Below are 14,898 nucleotides of genomic sequence, written 5' to 3' on the forward strand. Positions count from 1 at the left end.
ATCATCGATTGCGAAGCTTGTCCGGGCATTACGAGATCCTTAACGTGAAATGGCCGCGCTATTGCTAGCGCGGCCACCTCTACCAAGTCGCGCGAGCGAGCGATTAGCCGCGGAACAGCGACAGGATCGACTGGCTGCCTGCGTTCGCGATCGACAGCGCCTGGATGCCGAGCTGCTGCTGCGTCTGCAGAGCCTGGAGGCGGGTCGATTCGGCGTTCATGTCGGCGTCGACCAGCTGGCCGATACCGCGATCGAGCGAGTCGGTCAGAACCTTCACGAAGTCCTGCTGCAGGCCGATACGGTTTTTGATGGCGCCGAGATTGGTGGCGGCATCGGTGATCGTGGCGAGTGCGTCGTCCACGCCGGAGATGTAGGTTTCCAGCGCGGCGAGGTCGGTCTGGCTGTCCGTGAACTTCGAGATGTCCAGGTCGGCGACGCTGAATTCAGCCCAGGCGCCGTTCTGATACACGTCGTAGGTCTTGTCCAGAACGCCCTTCTCGGTCTTGACGGCAACGTCGGCCGCAGCCATTCCGGCGATGTTGGTCGCTGCAACGCCACCATCCGTGGTGGTGATGTCAACGGCCGTTCCGCTCGCGTTCTTGATTTCGATGGTTTCGCCATCGGCATTGATACCGACGGTGAGACCTTCAACACCCAGACCCTTGATCGCCGAAACGATATCTTCGATCTTGGAATTCTGCGAAACGTTGATCGTGGTGGCGACGGCAGTGCCACCAGCCGGCGTGACGGTGAAGGTGATCGTGCCCGTGGTGGTCGCCGGGGGACCAGCGGCGCCAACGGTCGTCGGATCGAACGCGAGGGTGGCGTCGATGGCATTGCCGTGAGCCGTAATGAAGTCGGCATCCAGCGTCTTGTCGTAGAGCTTGATCGCGTCGAGATCGACCGTCAGGGTATCGACCTTCACCACGCCATCGGCGCGGGAGAACGACGACACGACCGACTTTTGGGCGTTGTAGGTGGCCTTCTGCGAGTCGACCGAGATCCAGTTTTCACCGTTGAACACGGCGCTGTCGGCGGTGTTCTTCAGCTGCTTCTGGAGTTCGGTGATTTCCGACTGGATCTTTTCACGGTCAACGCCCGGCGTACGGGCAGCAACCAGCTTTTCCTTGATCGACGAAACGACGTCCACCGTGCCTTCCAGGCCGGTATACATCGTGTCGATGGTCGCGGCACCCAGACCGAGAGCGTCCTGAACGGCGCCCAGAGCCTGCACGTCCGAACGCATCGTGGTGGCGATCGACCAGTAAGCGGCGTTGTCCGAAGCGGTCGCGACGCGATAGCCGGTCGAGATGCGGTTCATCGTGGTGGAGAGGTTGGAGTTGACCGTGCGCAGCGTCTGCAGCGCGGTCATCGCCTGTGAGTTGGTCATCAAGCTAGACATCGTATGTCCCTTTATTCGATTTGAATGTTTGCTGGGGACATACCGGACTTTCACCGGTACGACAGGGCGGCATCATGCCTTTGGAAATGTCGATGTCTGATCGACCCAACCCGTCGTGAATTGCACGCTATCCGCCAAACCTTACCCAAAGCTGAAGTTGGCGAACAGCGGTATAGTTAACAGCGTCCATCCTTATCGATTCATTTCGATGACAATCGGATGAACTACAAGAACGATTTGACGAGACCGACGGCGAGCAAATTCCAGCCATCGATCAGCACGAAGAACAACACCTTGAACGGCAACGCGAAAACCGTGGGCGGCATCATCATCATGCCCATCGACATCGTGAGCGTCGCCACGATCATGTCGATTACCAGGAACGGCATCACGATGAGAAAGCCGATCTCGAAGGCACGACGAAGTTCGGAAACCATGAAAGCCGGAATAATGATTCGCAGATCGATCCGTTGACCATCGAGCTTCACCTTCAAGCTCTCCGCTGCGAGATTCTCGAAAGTCTGCAGGTCCTTCTCGCGCACATGCTGCAACATGAACTCGCGAAACGGATCGGTGATACGCCCATAGGCTTCCTGTTCGCTGATCTCGTTCTTCATCAGCGGTTGGATACCGTTCTGCCAGGCACGATCAAATGTCGGCGCCATGACGTAGAAAGTGAGAAACAGCGCCAGGCTGATCATCACGATGTTCGACGGCGTCGTCTGCAGGCCCAGTCCCGTGCGCAGAAACGACAGAGCGACCACGAATCTGGTGAAGCTGGTCACCATGATCAGCAGCCCCGGCGCCAGCGAGAGCACCGTGAGCAACGCCACCATCTGGATGATGCGACCGCTGGCGCTTCCCTCGCCTTGCGGCAGCAGGGTCGACAGATCGGGAATCTGCGCCATGGCTGCCGTCGGCAGCATCACGGCGACCAGGATCAGAAACGCACGCGTCATTGCACCACCAGCGTTTCGATGATCAGCTCACGCACCTTGCCGCCCGACCGCGTCACCGCGCGTTCGTTCAGGTCCTCACGCAGATATTGAAGGCCCCGTGCCCCCTCGATCTGGTTCGGTGTGAGGGTGCGCAAATAAGCGACGATATCCTCGCCCACCTTTGCGGTCAGCGCATGTGATTCCTCGTCATTCAGCTTGTCGGTGACGATCGAGGCTTCCATCCTGATCCAGGAGTCCGGAGGCGCCGCCAGATTCGTCGTCACCGGCGCGATCTTGCGTAACCGGTCGCTGGGATTGAACGCTGAAATCACTGGTGCTTCGACCACTTCCTTCCGGCTATCGACAAGGCGGTCGACCGTCGCCAGCATATGAAAGCTGGCGAGCGTCCCCGCACCGGCAGACAGTCCGGTCACGACCACCAGCGCGACAATCCATTGCAGACTGCCGCGTCCCTGCCCGTCATTGTCCACATCAGCCATGGTCGATCCTCATCAGAACGGCGCGACCTGATCGTAGACCTGCTGGCCCCAGTTCGGCTGCTGCACTTCCATGATGCGACCGCGGCCACCATAGGAGATGCGCGCTTCGGCAATCTTCTCGTAAGGAATCGTATTGTTGCGGGCGACATCGATCGGCCGCACGATGCCGCCGACATTGACGATGCGCATCTCATAATTGACGCGCATTTCCTGCGACCCGCTGATCAGGAGATTTCCGTTCGGCAGGACGTCGACCACGACGGCTGCGATGGAGAACCGCACTTCTTCCGCACGATCGATCTTGCCCGATCCCTTGCTGGAGGATTGTGAACTCACATTGGCATCGAAACTTCCAGCCGAGATCCATTTTGCGACATCGGCGGCATAATCGGTGCCGAGCTTGACCTGTGAATCCCGCGACCTGTCCGTCTTGTTGTCCAGAATGGCCTTGTCGTTCATGACGACATTGACCGTAAGGATATCACCAATGCGGGTCGCACGCGGATCGCGATACAGATCCTTGCGCTCGTTCCAGATCGAATGTTGGCCCGTGCCGCGATCGGCCCGCTTCTCCATGGGAATTCCACGCGCATCCACCTGCAGGCCCTGGCCGACCGGAGACATGTTGGGCGCCTGGCCGATCTCGGCCAACCTGTTGGCACAGCCGGCGAGACCGGGTAGCGCAACAGCAACAAGCAGAACTCTCAGCAGCTTCATTTCCTGGGTTTCCCGTCGTCGGTGCGACGCATGCCGGCAAGCGTATCGGCGAGATGCGCGCCACGTGCCGGTTCCATCTCGTTCAGGATCGAACTTGCGACCCTGACCTTTAGTTTGGCGAGAACCGCGGCGGCCGTGTCGTCGGCCATGCTGGCGATCTGCTGGGCGGCAGCTTCCGGGTTCATTCGCGAATAGATTTCGACGACGTTTTCCTCGGCCTTCTTGAGGAAGTCCTCGCGCAGCTTCAACCACTCTTCATATTCGGCGCGCTTCGCTTCGAGCTCGGCGATCCGCTGCTTCAGCTTCACTTCCGTCGCTTCGAGCTCTTTCTGCTGCCAGGCGACGCGCGCGTCGAGCGCCTGATCCGTGATGTTGCTGCAGAAGCGCGCGACGTCGGATTCCTGTGTCGGCGCTGCCGCTTCTTTCTTGTCGACCGATCCCGTGAACAGCGGCGCTTCGGTCAGCGACTTCGCAGCCGGTTCAGGCTTGGTTGCCGTTTCCGGTTTAGCCGCGACCTCCGACTTGGGTGCCGGCTTCTGGCGCTGTGGCTGTGCCGTGCGTGTGAATTCCGCAAGATTGAGCGGCTTCGATCGCTGCACCGGCTCTGCCAGTGCGACATCCAAGGAGACTGCTGCAGCGATGGTGCAGATCGACCAGGTTACGGCGCGCGTCATTCGTGCTCTCGTGAATCGGTTAAGCAAGCGTTGCACCTTCAGCCTTGTGCGACGCTGACCCGGCCCGCTATTGAATGACGAGTTCGGCCTGCAGCGCGCCGGCAGCCTTGATCGCCTGCAGGATCGCAATGATGCCTTGCGGCTTCAGCCCGATCTGATTCAGGCCGCGCACGAGGCGCTGCAGGTCCGTGCCGCGCAGGATGGCGACCTTCGCGCCATTCTCGTTCGCCTCGATGAATGTTTGCGGCACCACCACCGTCTGGCCGTTGCGCGCAAACGGATTGGGCTGCGAGACGATCGGCGCCTCCGTGATGCGGACTGACAGATTGCCGTGCGTCACGGCCACGGTGGAGATCTGCACATTGCGGCCGATCACCACGGTTCCAGTACGTTCATCCACCACGACACGCGCCGGCGAATCCGGCTCGATCAGCAATTCCTCAATCTCTGCAATGAAACGCACGGGAGGTGCAGATCGCGGCCGCTGCAGCATGACCGTGCGATAGTCGCGCTCGAAAGCAATATTCATCTGGTAGCGGCCGCGGCCATGCGCGTTGATTGCATCGATAATTCGCGTGGCCGTCGCATAGTCCGGATTCTTCAGTTCGAGCGTCAGCGAATGCATGTCGCTGAAATTACCCTTCACTTCGCGTTCGATCAGCGCACCGTTCGGAATACGGCCAGCCGTCGCGACGCCTGCGCTGACGGTCTGGGCGGCGCCTTCCACATTGTAGCCGCCAACGGCGATCGCGCCTTGCGCCACCGCATAGGTCTCGCCATCGGCGCCGCGCAGCTGGGTCAGCACCAGCGTGCCGCCGAGCAGCGACGATGCGTCGCCCATGGATGAGATTGCCACATCGATGCGCGACCCACCTGCCGCGAAGGGCGGCAAATCGGCGGTCACCATGACGGCGGCGACGTTGCGCGTCCGCAGCTGGGTGCCTCGGATATTGATGCCCATATTGTCGAGCATCGATTGCAGCGACTGCTCGGTGAAGGGCGCGTTGCGCAGCGTGTCACCGGAGCCCTTGAGGCCGATCACCAGGCCGTAGCCCACGATCTGGTTCTCGCGCACGCCCTTGAGGCTCGCGATATCCTTGATACGTACGGCTGCTTCCGCCGCCGAGACCGACAGCGCGAGAAGCAGCCCGCAAAGAAGACGTAGCATCATCCGTTCTGAATCCGCACTGATCCGTCCTGCTGGACGATGCCCCGGATGGTCACGCCGGTATCGAGATTGCGCAGCTGCACCACCATGCCCGGACTGCCCGACTGCAGCGACGTCGCATAGGTGACGATGACCAGACCATCGTCTTCCACCAGCACCTTCACAACGGCGCCGCGGGTGACCGCCTTCTGGTCTTCGAGCCCGTTGATGGGAATGAGATGTCCGGCGAGCAACGTGCGCCGGGCGGTGCGCCCGGTCAGCGCGGCCCGATCGTTGATGAACGCGCTCGCGCCCTGGATATTGGGCGCAAAATTGCGGTCCATGATCATTTCGTCCTTGATCACGTCCCCTGGATAGATTGTCGTTGCCGGCACCGGATACTTGACCGACTCTTCCGCCGCCACGGCATCGCCCGCGAGCATGGCGCCCGCGAGCATTACGGAAACGATCTTCAGGACGCGCATCGGACGCAGCTCCGGCATCATGCGTTAGCGAAGGCCCTTCGAGACGGTGGAAGCCATCTCGTCGGCGGCCTGGATGACCTTGGAGTTCATCTCGTAGGAACGCTGCGCCGATATCAGCTCGGTGATTTCCTTCACCGGATCGACATTCGAGTTCTCGAGATAACGCTGATGTAGCTTGCCGTAGCCGATGTCCCCGGCGAAGCCGACGACCGGCACGCCCGACGACAGCGTTTCACGATAGAGGTTGCCGCCGAGCGGTTCGAGACCGGATTCATTGGCGAAGTTCGCCAGCTGCATCTGCCCGATCTGAACCGGCGCGACTTCACCATCAATCTTGGCGTAGATCTGCCCGGACTCGTTGATGATGACATCGACCGCATTCGCCGGAACGACGACCGCTGGATTCACCAGATAGCCGTCGGGCGACACCAGCTGCCGGTTTTCATTCAGATTGAACGCACCGGCACGCGTATAGAGCGTCTCGCCATTGGGACCTGCGATCTGGAACCAGCCGCGCCCGTTGATCGCGAGATCATAGGTGTTGCCGGTCTGCGCCATGGCACCCTGGATGTGCAGTTTTCGCACGGCGGCGGAGCGCACGCCGAGGCCGAGCTTGGCACCTTCCGGCACGGCACCTTCGCCAGCGCGATTCGGCACGCCCTGCGCGCGGTCGATCTGATAGAACAGATCGGTGAATTCCGCCCGCGATCGCTTGTAGGATGTGGTGTTGATGTTCGCGATATTGTTCGCGATCACTTCCACATTGAGTTGCTGCGCACCCATGCCGGTGGCAGCGATAGCAAGTGCTCTCATGATCGAACCTCAAATCGCCATTCGGCTGACTTCTTGATAGGCCTGAACGACCTTGTCGCGGACAGCCACCGCCATCTGCAACGACCGCTCGGCCGACATCACCGCTTCGACCACTTTCTGCGCCGAGAGCTTACCCTGGATGGACTGGATCGAGGCGGCTTCGCCGGCCTTCATCGAGCCGATGGAATCGGCTGCGACCTGTTCCAGAACATTGTTGAAGCCCATGCCTGCCGAAGCAGGCTGTGCCGTCGGCGCCGCATTGCTGGTCTTGAAGACCTCGCTCGTCTTTGCGAGTTCGCCAGCGCTGCTGACAACCGACGATACGGAATCAAGCATATTCAGCTCCTCAGGAGATCGATGGTCATCGACACCATCGAGCGGACTTGTTTGATGACCTGCAGATTGGCTTCATAGGACCGGTTGGTTTCCCGCATGTCGCCCATCTCGATGAGCGAATTCACGTTGGGAAACTTCACATAGCCCGACGCATCCGCCGCGGGATGTCCCGGTTCGTAATCGACACGGAACGGCGCCTGGTCGGTGCCGATGTCCTTGACCTTGACCATGCGCACGCCGGCCGCGCGATCCATTTCTGCCGTGAACGTCGTGGTCTTTCGGCGATACGGATCAGAGCCAGGCGTGCGGCCCGTCGCATTCGCATTGGCGATGTTTTCCGACACGACGCGCAGACGCGTGGACTGCGCTTCGAGGCCGGAACTCGCGATCTGGGTCGATGCCTGCAATGGATCGATCATGTCTCTCTCCGTCAGGACTTCATGCTGGTCATGAACATGCGATGGAAGGACTTCACGATCGCCGTATTCAAGGAGTAGTCGCGATTGATATCGCCCGCCTTGAGCATTTCCTGTTCGAGGCTGACCGAGTTGCCGGAATGCACCGTCTCCCAGGTCTTTTCCTTGCGCATGGCCTGCGCTTCGACGCGCGATCCGGTGGTGATATGCATCGGCGACGTCACCGTCACCGGCACCACTTTGGCATCGAGAATCTTGTTGAATGGCTCGATATCCCGGGCGCGATAGCCCGGCGTATTGGCATTGGCGACATTCGCCGAGACCGATGCCTGTCGCAGTGACAGCCATCGCTCATGCGACGAGGCGAGGTCCATTAGATAGACGGGTCCCACATTGTCCCCACGGTTCAAGATTCGTTAGTATTGGTTTACGGATGGAAACTTGTCTGGGGCTTGAGGTGCGCGACCGGGCACACGCTCATGCATTCTTCTTCTGCTGCTTGCGCGAGTGCAGGAAGTAGATGATCTCCGCAACGGGACGGAAGAACTCGGCCGGAATCATGCGATCGATCTGCGCGACGTCATACATCGAGCGCGCCAGTGCCTTGTCCTCGACGACAGGCACGTCATTCTTCTCGGCAATTTCCCTGATCTTCAACGCGATCAGATCCTGCCCCTTGGCTAGCACCGTGGGTGCCGCATCTTCGCCTTGCGTATATTTCAACGCGATTGCGAAGTGAGTTGGATTGGCGATCACCAAAGTTGCCTTGGGCACCGCGGCCAGCATCGTGTTGCGTGCACGGTCGCGCGCCAGCGAGCGCATGCGAGACTTGAGGATGGGATCACCTTCAGCCTGCTTGAACTCATCCTTCACTTCCTGCTTGGTCATGCGCATTTCGCGTCGCCAGTGGAAGCGCGCCCAGACCAGATCGAGCGACACCAGCACGATGGTGGCGATGCTGATCGCCGAGACGAGACGCATCGCCGTCGTCAGGACCAGCTCCGGAACGGCGGTCGGATCGCTGAACAATGCATTCACGGCCACGGCCTCCTCTGCCCGCAGGACGATCGAGACGACCAGGCTGATGGCAATGAATTTGAAGACCGATTTGGCAAACTCGACACGTCCCTGTGCGCCAAAAATCCGCTCGAAACCCTTCATGATCGAAATGCGCTCGAGTTTCGGTTCGATACGATCAAACACGAGTTGCGGTGCGTTTTGCAGGAACGACGACGCCAGACCAGCCAGCAAGAGAACAATGACGATGGGAATGATCAGCTCCGCCATGGCCATTCCGACTGTCGAGAAGAACGCAACTGCATCCGCACTGTTACGAAGGCGGATACCCGATGGATCATCGAGCAGTCTGGCGAGCGAATAAGTGAGCTTCCGCACATTGTCGGACATCAGGAAGCTCATGATGATCAATAGCGCAAGCATCGAGGCGAAGATCGGCGCTTCACGCGAAACAGGGATTTGCCCCTTCTCGACGGAGTCGCGAACCTTCTTCTCGGTCGCCTCTTCTGTTTTGCTATCCTTTTCGGGCGCCTCGGACACTGCAATCTATCTTCAGGTGAAAAATGGCTGGTCGTCCTGATCGGGATTGAGCTCGATCTCGCCCCGGCCGGCCATATCGAGCGCAAGATCCGTAATCGCGCGACGTGCATCGAGAATTTCGCGCTGGTTGGATGGAATTCCACTCGACAATTCGTGCTCGACCAGGCGGCGGGTACGTCCCGCCAGCGACGACAGGATGAGTTCGCGGAAACTGGCTTCCGATCCCTTCAGCGCCATCACCGTCCGATCGGTCGGCACCTGATCGAAAATCAGCATGCGCGCCTTTGCCGTCAGCTTCACGATATCGTCGAAGGTGAACAGCATGCCCTTCAGGATTTCCGCCGACTTCGGCCGCGATTCCGTCAGGCTCTTCAGCGACTCCTCCATCTGCGCGCGCTCCATCTTGTTGATGATGTCGGCCATGCGCGGATAGGTATCGGACGCCAGATTGCGGGCAAAATTGATCATGAAGTCTTCATGCATCGTCTTTTCGATGATGCTCATGGCATCCTCGACCACCGGCTTGAGACTGAGCATTCGCCGCATCAGGTCATGGCGGATATCAGGCGGGAGGTGGCTCATCACCCGCGCCGCGCAGGCCGGCTTGACGCGCGATAGAATGAGCGCCGCTGTCTGCGGATGCTCCTTCAGCAGGTAATTTGCAAGCAGACCTTCGGAGACGAGCGAGATGCGCTCCCACACCGATTTTGTCTTGTTACCCAGCACTTCGGATATGATGTCTGTGATCTGATCAGGCGGCAGAACGCCGTTCAGAAGCTTCTCGAGTTCACCGACCGTGCCGAAGATATTCGGCCCTTGCGAGAAGTTCTGCGCGAACTCCTCGATGATCGCTTCCAGCTCCGATGTCGAGATCGGCTTCAGTTCCGCGGCAGCCCGCGTTACGAGCTTGATTTCGTCGGGATCCAGTTCCTTGAGGATCCCCCCGGAGAGGTCACGGCCCATGGCCAGCAGAAGCACAGCAGCCTTCTCCGTGCCGCCGAGAGGCTTTACGGAGGTGCTACGCTTGACGGGTGCATTGAATGCCATGGGTGGGACCTATCAGGCGTCCGGATCTCCGGCCATGCCACCGACGATTTCCGTCAACGACACGCCGAATCGCGAATTTTCATCTTCCACCACGACCACGGCGCCACGCGCCACGATGCGGCCATTGACGACCACCTCGACGGGCTCGCCGACGCGATGATCGAGCGGAATCACAGCACCACGGCCAAGCTTCATCAGATCGGCCACCGGCATGGTGGCCGAGCCGAGCAGCACTTGCACAGTGACGGGAATGCGCAGGATCGGCTCGATATTCGTCAGTCGGCTGGTCTCTTCGGCCGCGCGGGCAGCGAGATCCGCCAGCTTGCCGAACGACGTATTCTCGACACCGAGCGCGTCGGACGTCGCCGCGGCCGCCGGATCTGCTTCGTATGATTGCTTCATGGTCCCCTGCCTTCTGAAAATGAATTCGGACTAGCTCAAGCCGGATTGGTGTTGCGCGCATCGATCTCGGCGATCGTCCGTCGCGCTTCGTCGATCTTGTCGCCGAGCGCATGGACCATCTGCCGTCCGTCTGAACTGAATTCGCGCACCATCAGGACCATGTCATCGACCGTCTCGTTGGTCTTCTCGAGTACAGCCGTGAACTCGCTGTGATGCGCGCGCAACCGCACCAGTTCACGATGCATCTTGGTGACGCGGACGCTTGTGAACAGCAGCGCGGCGAACAGAATGATGTCAACGACTGAGGATATCATCGATGAACTCCCGCTTCTGATCCCCGGACTCCTTGACCTGCAGCGAATAGACGCCGTTCATCTGGCCGAGCTGGCACCAGAACAGCCGCTGCTCGTTGCATTCGAGCCGCACCAGCGTATCCGGCGTGGCATTCAGCTGCAGCACCTGACCGACCTTGAAATTGGCGACCTCGCCGAGCGTAAACTGCCGCTCCTCCAGGATCGCCTTCAGCGTGACTTCGGTGCGCTTGATCTCGCTCTGCAGCTGGCGGCTCCACTTCGGATCTGTCGATGCCGATTCGCCGGAGACGATCTGCGACATTGCTGTGCGGATCGGATTGAGCGCCGCATGCGGAATGACGATGAACATCTCGCCGCCGCGATCGAGCCCCTGAAGCAGGATCTTGGAGCAGACCGCCATATTGTTGAGACGGCCGATCGCCAGATAATCCATGCGCGTTTCGACGCGCTCCAGATTGAAGGTGACTTCGGTCGCTCGCTCGAATGAGGATTGGAGCGCCTTGCCGAAGCGCTCGAACAGCGCTTGCGCCACGTGCAGCTCCACATTCGAGAACACACGCGGCATGTCGAGCGGCGGCTCGCCGCCATCGGCCCCGAACAGAAGTTCGATCATCGTATAGACGAAATCGCGATCGAAGCCGATCAGCACACGCGCATCCCATGCCTGCGCATAGAACACCGCGGCGATTGCCTCGCCCTCGTGGCGGTCCAGAATATCCGACAACCGCTCGCTGCCGACGCTCATCAGCGAGAAGTACGATTGCGACGGCGACATCGAGCGCAGGCTTTCCGCGCACAGATTTGTCATCGTATCGAAGATCACATGCAGCATCGGCATGCGTTCGACGGAAATACCCGCAGCGCCGAGAAGCTGGTCTGATCCCTGATCGCGGCCTGCCTTGACGTCCGACATCAACCGCGTGCTCCTGCTTTAGCCGGCGCCTCGGCCGCATCGGCCTTGGGCGGGCCGCCATTGATTGTCTCGCTTTCCACCACATCGATGGACGGACGATCGGCCGGACCGATCATCTTGCGACCATGCTCGATCGCGATCTGCGGCAATGCGCCGTTCATGAAGGCCAGCAACGACTGCTTGACGATCACATACAGCCGGGCGCGCTGCTCACGCACCATCTTCACTTTGAGCGCCAGCGGCGCGACGATACCGTAAGACAGGAAGATGCCGACGAAGGTGCCGACCAGCGCGGCGCCGATGAAGCCGCCGAGCAGCTTGGGCGACTGATCGAGCGCGCCCATCGCCTTGATGACGCCGAGCACGGCGGCGACGATGCCGAGCGCGGGCAGCCCCTCGGCGATCATCATCAACGCATTATACGGCTTCAGCTTGCTGCGAACGATGGTTTCGATTTCCTCGTCCATCAACGCCTCGATCTCATGGGTGCGCGCGCTGCCCATGACGATCAGGCGGAAATAGTCGCAGATGAATGCCGTCAACGGCTCGTTCGCCAGCACGGTCGGGAACGACGTGAAGATTTCCGAATTCGGGGGATCGTCGATATGCGCCTCGACCTCGTTGCGGCCCTTGTTGCGCACCTCGCGCATCAAGGTGTGCATCAGCCCGAGCAGATCGAGATAATGCCGCTGCTTGGGCACATCGACCGTAATCGCCTGGATGGTTGCCTTGCCTGTGTCGATCACGGTTTTCCAGGGATTGGCGACGACGAAGGTGCCGGCCGACATCCCCATGATGATGACGAATTCCCAGGGCTGCCAGATCACCGCGAGATGCCCGCCCATCGCAACATAGCCGCCGATCAGACTGGCGAGTGTGATGATGACACCAATGAGAACGTTCAAGCGCACCGCTCCAATTTGAGGATGCCCCCCGTGTAGGCAGTGATGCTTGCACGAGGCTGACATGCGCCGGTTCCGGCCAGCCCCGGACAAGCCTGCTCGCCGAGTTTCACATCCAGTCGCGCATGCGAAGCTGAAACCCGGAATCCAAGATGCAATCTGCGCTCTATGTCAGCCTTTCGGCCCAGGTCTCGCTCGAGAAGCGGCTCACCACCATCGCCAACAACATGGCGAATATGAAAACGGCGGCGTTTCGCGCCGATGCCGTGAAATTCGAGACCGCGATGTCACGCGCCGCCACCCAGCCGGTCGCGTTTTCCTCGCCCGGCGAGAACTTCATCTCGCGCAAGGAAGGCGCCGTGACGCAGACCGGCAATCCACTTGATGTCGCGATCGCCGGCAACAGCATGGCCGCTTATCCCGGCGGCCCCGATCCCGGCGCCACCACCTGGATGGCGTTTCAGGGTCCCACCGGCACGGTCTATACCCGCGACGGCCGCATGCAGATGGACATCAACGGGCAGCTGCGCAATCTCGCCGGCTTCCCTGTGCTCGACTCCGGCGGCACACCGATCATGATCGATCCCGATGGCGGCCCGGTGACCATCGCGCGCGACGGCACCATCGCCCAGGGCGTCAATCAGGTCGGCCAGCTCGGCCTGTTCGATATCGCCTCGGATGCGAAGCTGGAGCGGTTCGGCAATTCCGGCGTGATCCCGGACAAGCCGGCCACCGCTGCGCTCGATTTCGTCACCGTCGGCTTCCAGCAAGGTTTTGTCGAAGGATCGAATGTCGATCCGCTCTCCGAGCTCACGCAGATGATGATGGCGACAAAGACCTTCCAGAATGTGAGTTCGCTGATCCAGGATTCCGAGAGCTCGGTTCAGAACGCCATTCGCACCCTCGGCGATCCGGCCAAGGCCTGACGCTGACTGCAAGGCTGGGAGTTTCAGATGAACGCGCTCGAACGGCTCGAATCCACCATCTCGGTGCTGCGCAAGGATGTGCCTGTGGTCCGCGTCGGAGGTCTCGTCTCCGAGGTGACCTCGACGCATTTCCGCGTGGCCGGCCTCGCGCGCCACGTCAAGCTCGGCGAACTGATCGGACTTGAGATCGACAAGCGGGTTCATCTCAGCGAGGTCGTGCGCATCGATAGCGACGGTGTCACCGCCAAACCGTTCGAATCGAATATCGCGGCCGGCCTCGGCCTGCCGGCCTTCCGCATGCCGCCAAAAGCGCTCACACCGCATCCCGGCTGGAAAGGCCGCGTCATCAACGCGCTCGGCGAACCGCTCGACGGCCTCGGCCACATGCCGGTGGGCGACCGCGCGATGCATACGGATAGCGATCCGCCGCCGGCCTTGAAGCGCGCGCGTGTCACCGCCCCCTTGCGCACCGGCGTCAAGGTGATCGACCTCTTCACGCCGCTCTGCAAGGGCCAGCGCATCGGCATCTTTGCCGGCTCCGGCGTCGGCAAGACGACGCTGCTCTCGATGCTGGCCCGCAGCACCGGCTTCGACACCGTGGTCACCGCGCTGGTGGGCGAACGCGGCCGCGAAGTGCGCGAATTCCTCGAAGAGTCGCTGGTGCACCACAAGACGCGCGCCGTCACCGTGGTCTCCACGTCGGACGAAAGCCCGATGATGCGGCGCCTGGCGCCGAAGACGGCCATGACCATCGCCGAATATTTCCGCGATCGCGGCGAATCCGTCCTGCTGATCGTCGATTCCGTGACGCGCTTCGCCCATGCCTCGCGCGAAGTGGCGCTGGCCACCGGCGAGCCCGCCATCGCCCGCGGTTATGCGCCGAGCGTGTTCAGCGAATTGCCTCGCCTGCTCGAACGGTCCGGTCCCGGCCTTGAAGGCCGGGGCAACATCACCGGCGTGTTCGCCGTGCTGGTGGATGGCGATGATCACAACGAACCCGTGGCCGACACCGTGCGCGGCACGCTGGACGGCCATATCGTGCTCGATCGCGATGTCGCCGATCAGGGCCGATATCCCGCGGTGAATGTCCTCGCCTCGGTCTCGCGTCTCGGCCAGCATGTGTGGTCGCCGGAGGAAGCGACGCTGGTGCGCAAGCTACGCGCCATGATCGCACGCTTTGAAGATACGCGAGACCTGCGCCTGATGGGGGGCTATCAGCCCGGTCGCGATACCGAACTCGATCAGGCCGTCAATCTGGTGCCGAAGATCTACGATGTGCTTGGCCAGCTTCCTGCCGAGCCGCCTTGCGACGAGCCGTTCCAGGAACTGCTCTCCGTCATCAAGAGTGCGATTGGCTGATCGCGCAGCGTCTCCTTTCATCCAACTGTCGTCATTCGCGGCGCGCTCTC

Annotated in this window: 19 protein-coding genes; 2 read left to right on the plus strand and 17 right to left on the minus strand. The window is 60.8% G+C overall.

Going from position 1 to position 14,898, the window contains the following annotated elements:
* Window positions 1-103 precede the first annotated feature (103 nt).
* The 17 genes from AC1RQ5_RS00410 to motA all read right to left on the minus strand — a co-directional run bounded on the left by AC1RQ5_RS00410 (window position 104) and on the right by motA (window position 12,566).
* Window positions 104-1,402, minus strand: a complete 1,299-nt coding sequence (locus tag AC1RQ5_RS00410; RefSeq protein WP_398476222.1) for a flagellin N-terminal helical domain-containing protein — start codon at window positions 1,400-1,402, stop codon at window positions 104-106.
* A gap of 224 nt (window positions 1,403-1,626) precedes the next feature.
* Entirely contained in the window at window positions 1,627-2,361 is a 735-nt protein-coding gene (gene fliP, locus AC1RQ5_RS00415) for a flagellar type III secretion system pore protein FliP (RefSeq protein ID WP_398476224.1), read from the minus strand.
* A complete protein-coding gene (locus AC1RQ5_RS00420) occupies window positions 2,358-2,840 on the minus strand; it encodes a flagellar basal body-associated FliL family protein (RefSeq protein WP_493196671.1) in 483 nt (160 codons plus the stop codon). Before AC1RQ5_RS00420 ends, fliP begins: the two co-directional genes overlap by 4 nt.
* A 12-nt stretch (window positions 2,841-2,852) precedes the next feature.
* Window positions 2,853-3,548, minus strand: coding sequence for a flagellar basal body L-ring protein FlgH (gene flgH, locus AC1RQ5_RS00425; RefSeq protein WP_493203243.1), 696 nt, complete (start codon window positions 3,546-3,548; stop codon window positions 2,853-2,855).
* Window positions 3,549-3,553: 5 nt separating this feature from the next.
* The gene (locus AC1RQ5_RS00430) at window positions 3,554-4,231 is read right to left on the minus strand and encodes a MotE family protein (RefSeq protein ID WP_398476228.1); all 678 of its coding nucleotides are present in this window, start codon (window positions 4,229-4,231) and stop codon (window positions 3,554-3,556) included.
* 67 nt (window positions 4,232-4,298) lie between these two features.
* The gene (flgI, locus tag AC1RQ5_RS00435) at window positions 4,299-5,399 is read right to left on the minus strand and encodes a flagellar basal body P-ring protein FlgI (protein WP_493203245.1); all 1,101 of its coding nucleotides are present in this window, start codon (window positions 5,397-5,399) and stop codon (window positions 4,299-4,301) included.
* A complete protein-coding gene (gene flgA / locus AC1RQ5_RS00440; protein ID WP_493196672.1) occupies window positions 5,399-5,863 on the minus strand; it encodes a flagellar basal body P-ring formation chaperone FlgA in 465 nt (154 codons plus the stop codon). Before flgA ends, flgI begins: the two co-directional genes overlap by 1 nt.
* Before the next feature lie 24 nt (window positions 5,864-5,887).
* The gene (gene flgG / locus AC1RQ5_RS00445; RefSeq protein ID WP_398476232.1) at window positions 5,888-6,676 is read right to left on the minus strand and encodes a flagellar basal-body rod protein FlgG; all 789 of its coding nucleotides are present in this window, start codon (window positions 6,674-6,676) and stop codon (window positions 5,888-5,890) included.
* Window positions 6,677-6,685: 9 nt separating this feature from the next.
* Window positions 6,686-7,012 carry a flagellar hook-basal body complex protein FliE gene (fliE, locus tag AC1RQ5_RS00450; RefSeq protein WP_493196673.1) on the minus strand — a complete coding sequence of 109 codons (327 nt, stop codon included), beginning with the start codon at window positions 7,010-7,012 and terminating at the stop codon, window positions 6,686-6,688.
* A gap of 2 nt (window positions 7,013-7,014) precedes the next feature.
* Window positions 7,015-7,431: a flagellar basal body rod protein FlgC gene (flgC, locus tag AC1RQ5_RS00455; protein WP_398476236.1), complete on the minus strand. Its 417-nt coding sequence runs from the start codon at window positions 7,429-7,431 to the stop codon at window positions 7,015-7,017.
* Window positions 7,432-7,442: 11 nt separating this feature from the next.
* Window positions 7,443-7,820, minus strand: a complete 378-nt coding sequence (gene flgB, locus AC1RQ5_RS00460) for a flagellar basal body rod protein FlgB (RefSeq protein WP_398476238.1) — start codon at window positions 7,818-7,820, stop codon at window positions 7,443-7,445.
* Between the two features lie 85 nt (window positions 7,821-7,905).
* Window positions 7,906-8,985, minus strand: coding sequence for a flagellar biosynthesis protein FlhB (flhB, locus tag AC1RQ5_RS00465; protein ID WP_398476241.1), 1,080 nt, complete (start codon window positions 8,983-8,985; stop codon window positions 7,906-7,908).
* Between the two features lie 12 nt (window positions 8,986-8,997).
* Window positions 8,998-10,032 (minus strand): flagellar motor switch protein FliG, encoded by a 1,035-nt coding sequence (locus AC1RQ5_RS00470; protein WP_398476243.1) that lies wholly within the window; start codon window positions 10,030-10,032, stop codon window positions 8,998-9,000.
* Window positions 10,033-10,044: 12 nt separating this feature from the next.
* Window positions 10,045-10,434 carry a flagellar motor switch protein FliN gene (gene fliN, locus AC1RQ5_RS00475; protein WP_493196674.1) on the minus strand — a complete coding sequence of 130 codons (390 nt, stop codon included), beginning with the start codon at window positions 10,432-10,434 and terminating at the stop codon, window positions 10,045-10,047.
* A gap of 35 nt (window positions 10,435-10,469) precedes the next feature.
* Window positions 10,470-10,748, minus strand: coding sequence for a hypothetical protein (locus AC1RQ5_RS00480; protein WP_398476247.1), 279 nt, complete (start codon window positions 10,746-10,748; stop codon window positions 10,470-10,472).
* Window positions 10,729-11,661, minus strand: a complete 933-nt coding sequence (locus tag AC1RQ5_RS00485; protein WP_493196675.1) for a flagellar motor switch protein FliM — start codon at window positions 11,659-11,661, stop codon at window positions 10,729-10,731. The genes AC1RQ5_RS00480 and AC1RQ5_RS00485 overlap by 20 nt, the downstream gene beginning before the upstream one ends.
* Window positions 11,661-12,566 carry a flagellar motor stator protein MotA gene (gene motA, locus AC1RQ5_RS00490; protein ID WP_493196676.1) on the minus strand — a complete coding sequence of 302 codons (906 nt, stop codon included), beginning with the start codon at window positions 12,564-12,566 and terminating at the stop codon, window positions 11,661-11,663. The genes AC1RQ5_RS00485 and motA overlap by 1 nt, the downstream gene beginning before the upstream one ends.
* A gap of 149 nt (window positions 12,567-12,715) precedes the next feature.
* On the opposite strand from motA, the gene flgF reads away from it, so the two are divergent.
* Together flgF and fliI are read left to right on the plus strand one after the other, a co-directional pair.
* A complete protein-coding gene (flgF, locus tag AC1RQ5_RS00495) occupies window positions 12,716-13,489 on the plus strand; it encodes a flagellar basal-body rod protein FlgF (protein ID WP_493196677.1) in 774 nt (257 codons plus the stop codon).
* A gap of 27 nt (window positions 13,490-13,516) precedes the next feature.
* On the plus strand, window positions 13,517-14,848 hold the full coding sequence (fliI, locus tag AC1RQ5_RS00500; protein ID WP_493196678.1) for a flagellar protein export ATPase FliI: 1,332 nt from the start codon (window positions 13,517-13,519) through the stop codon (window positions 14,846-14,848).
* Window positions 14,849-14,898 lie beyond the last annotated feature (50 nt).

This window comes from Tardiphaga sp. GW821-FHT12E02 (genome assembly GCF_058807155.1).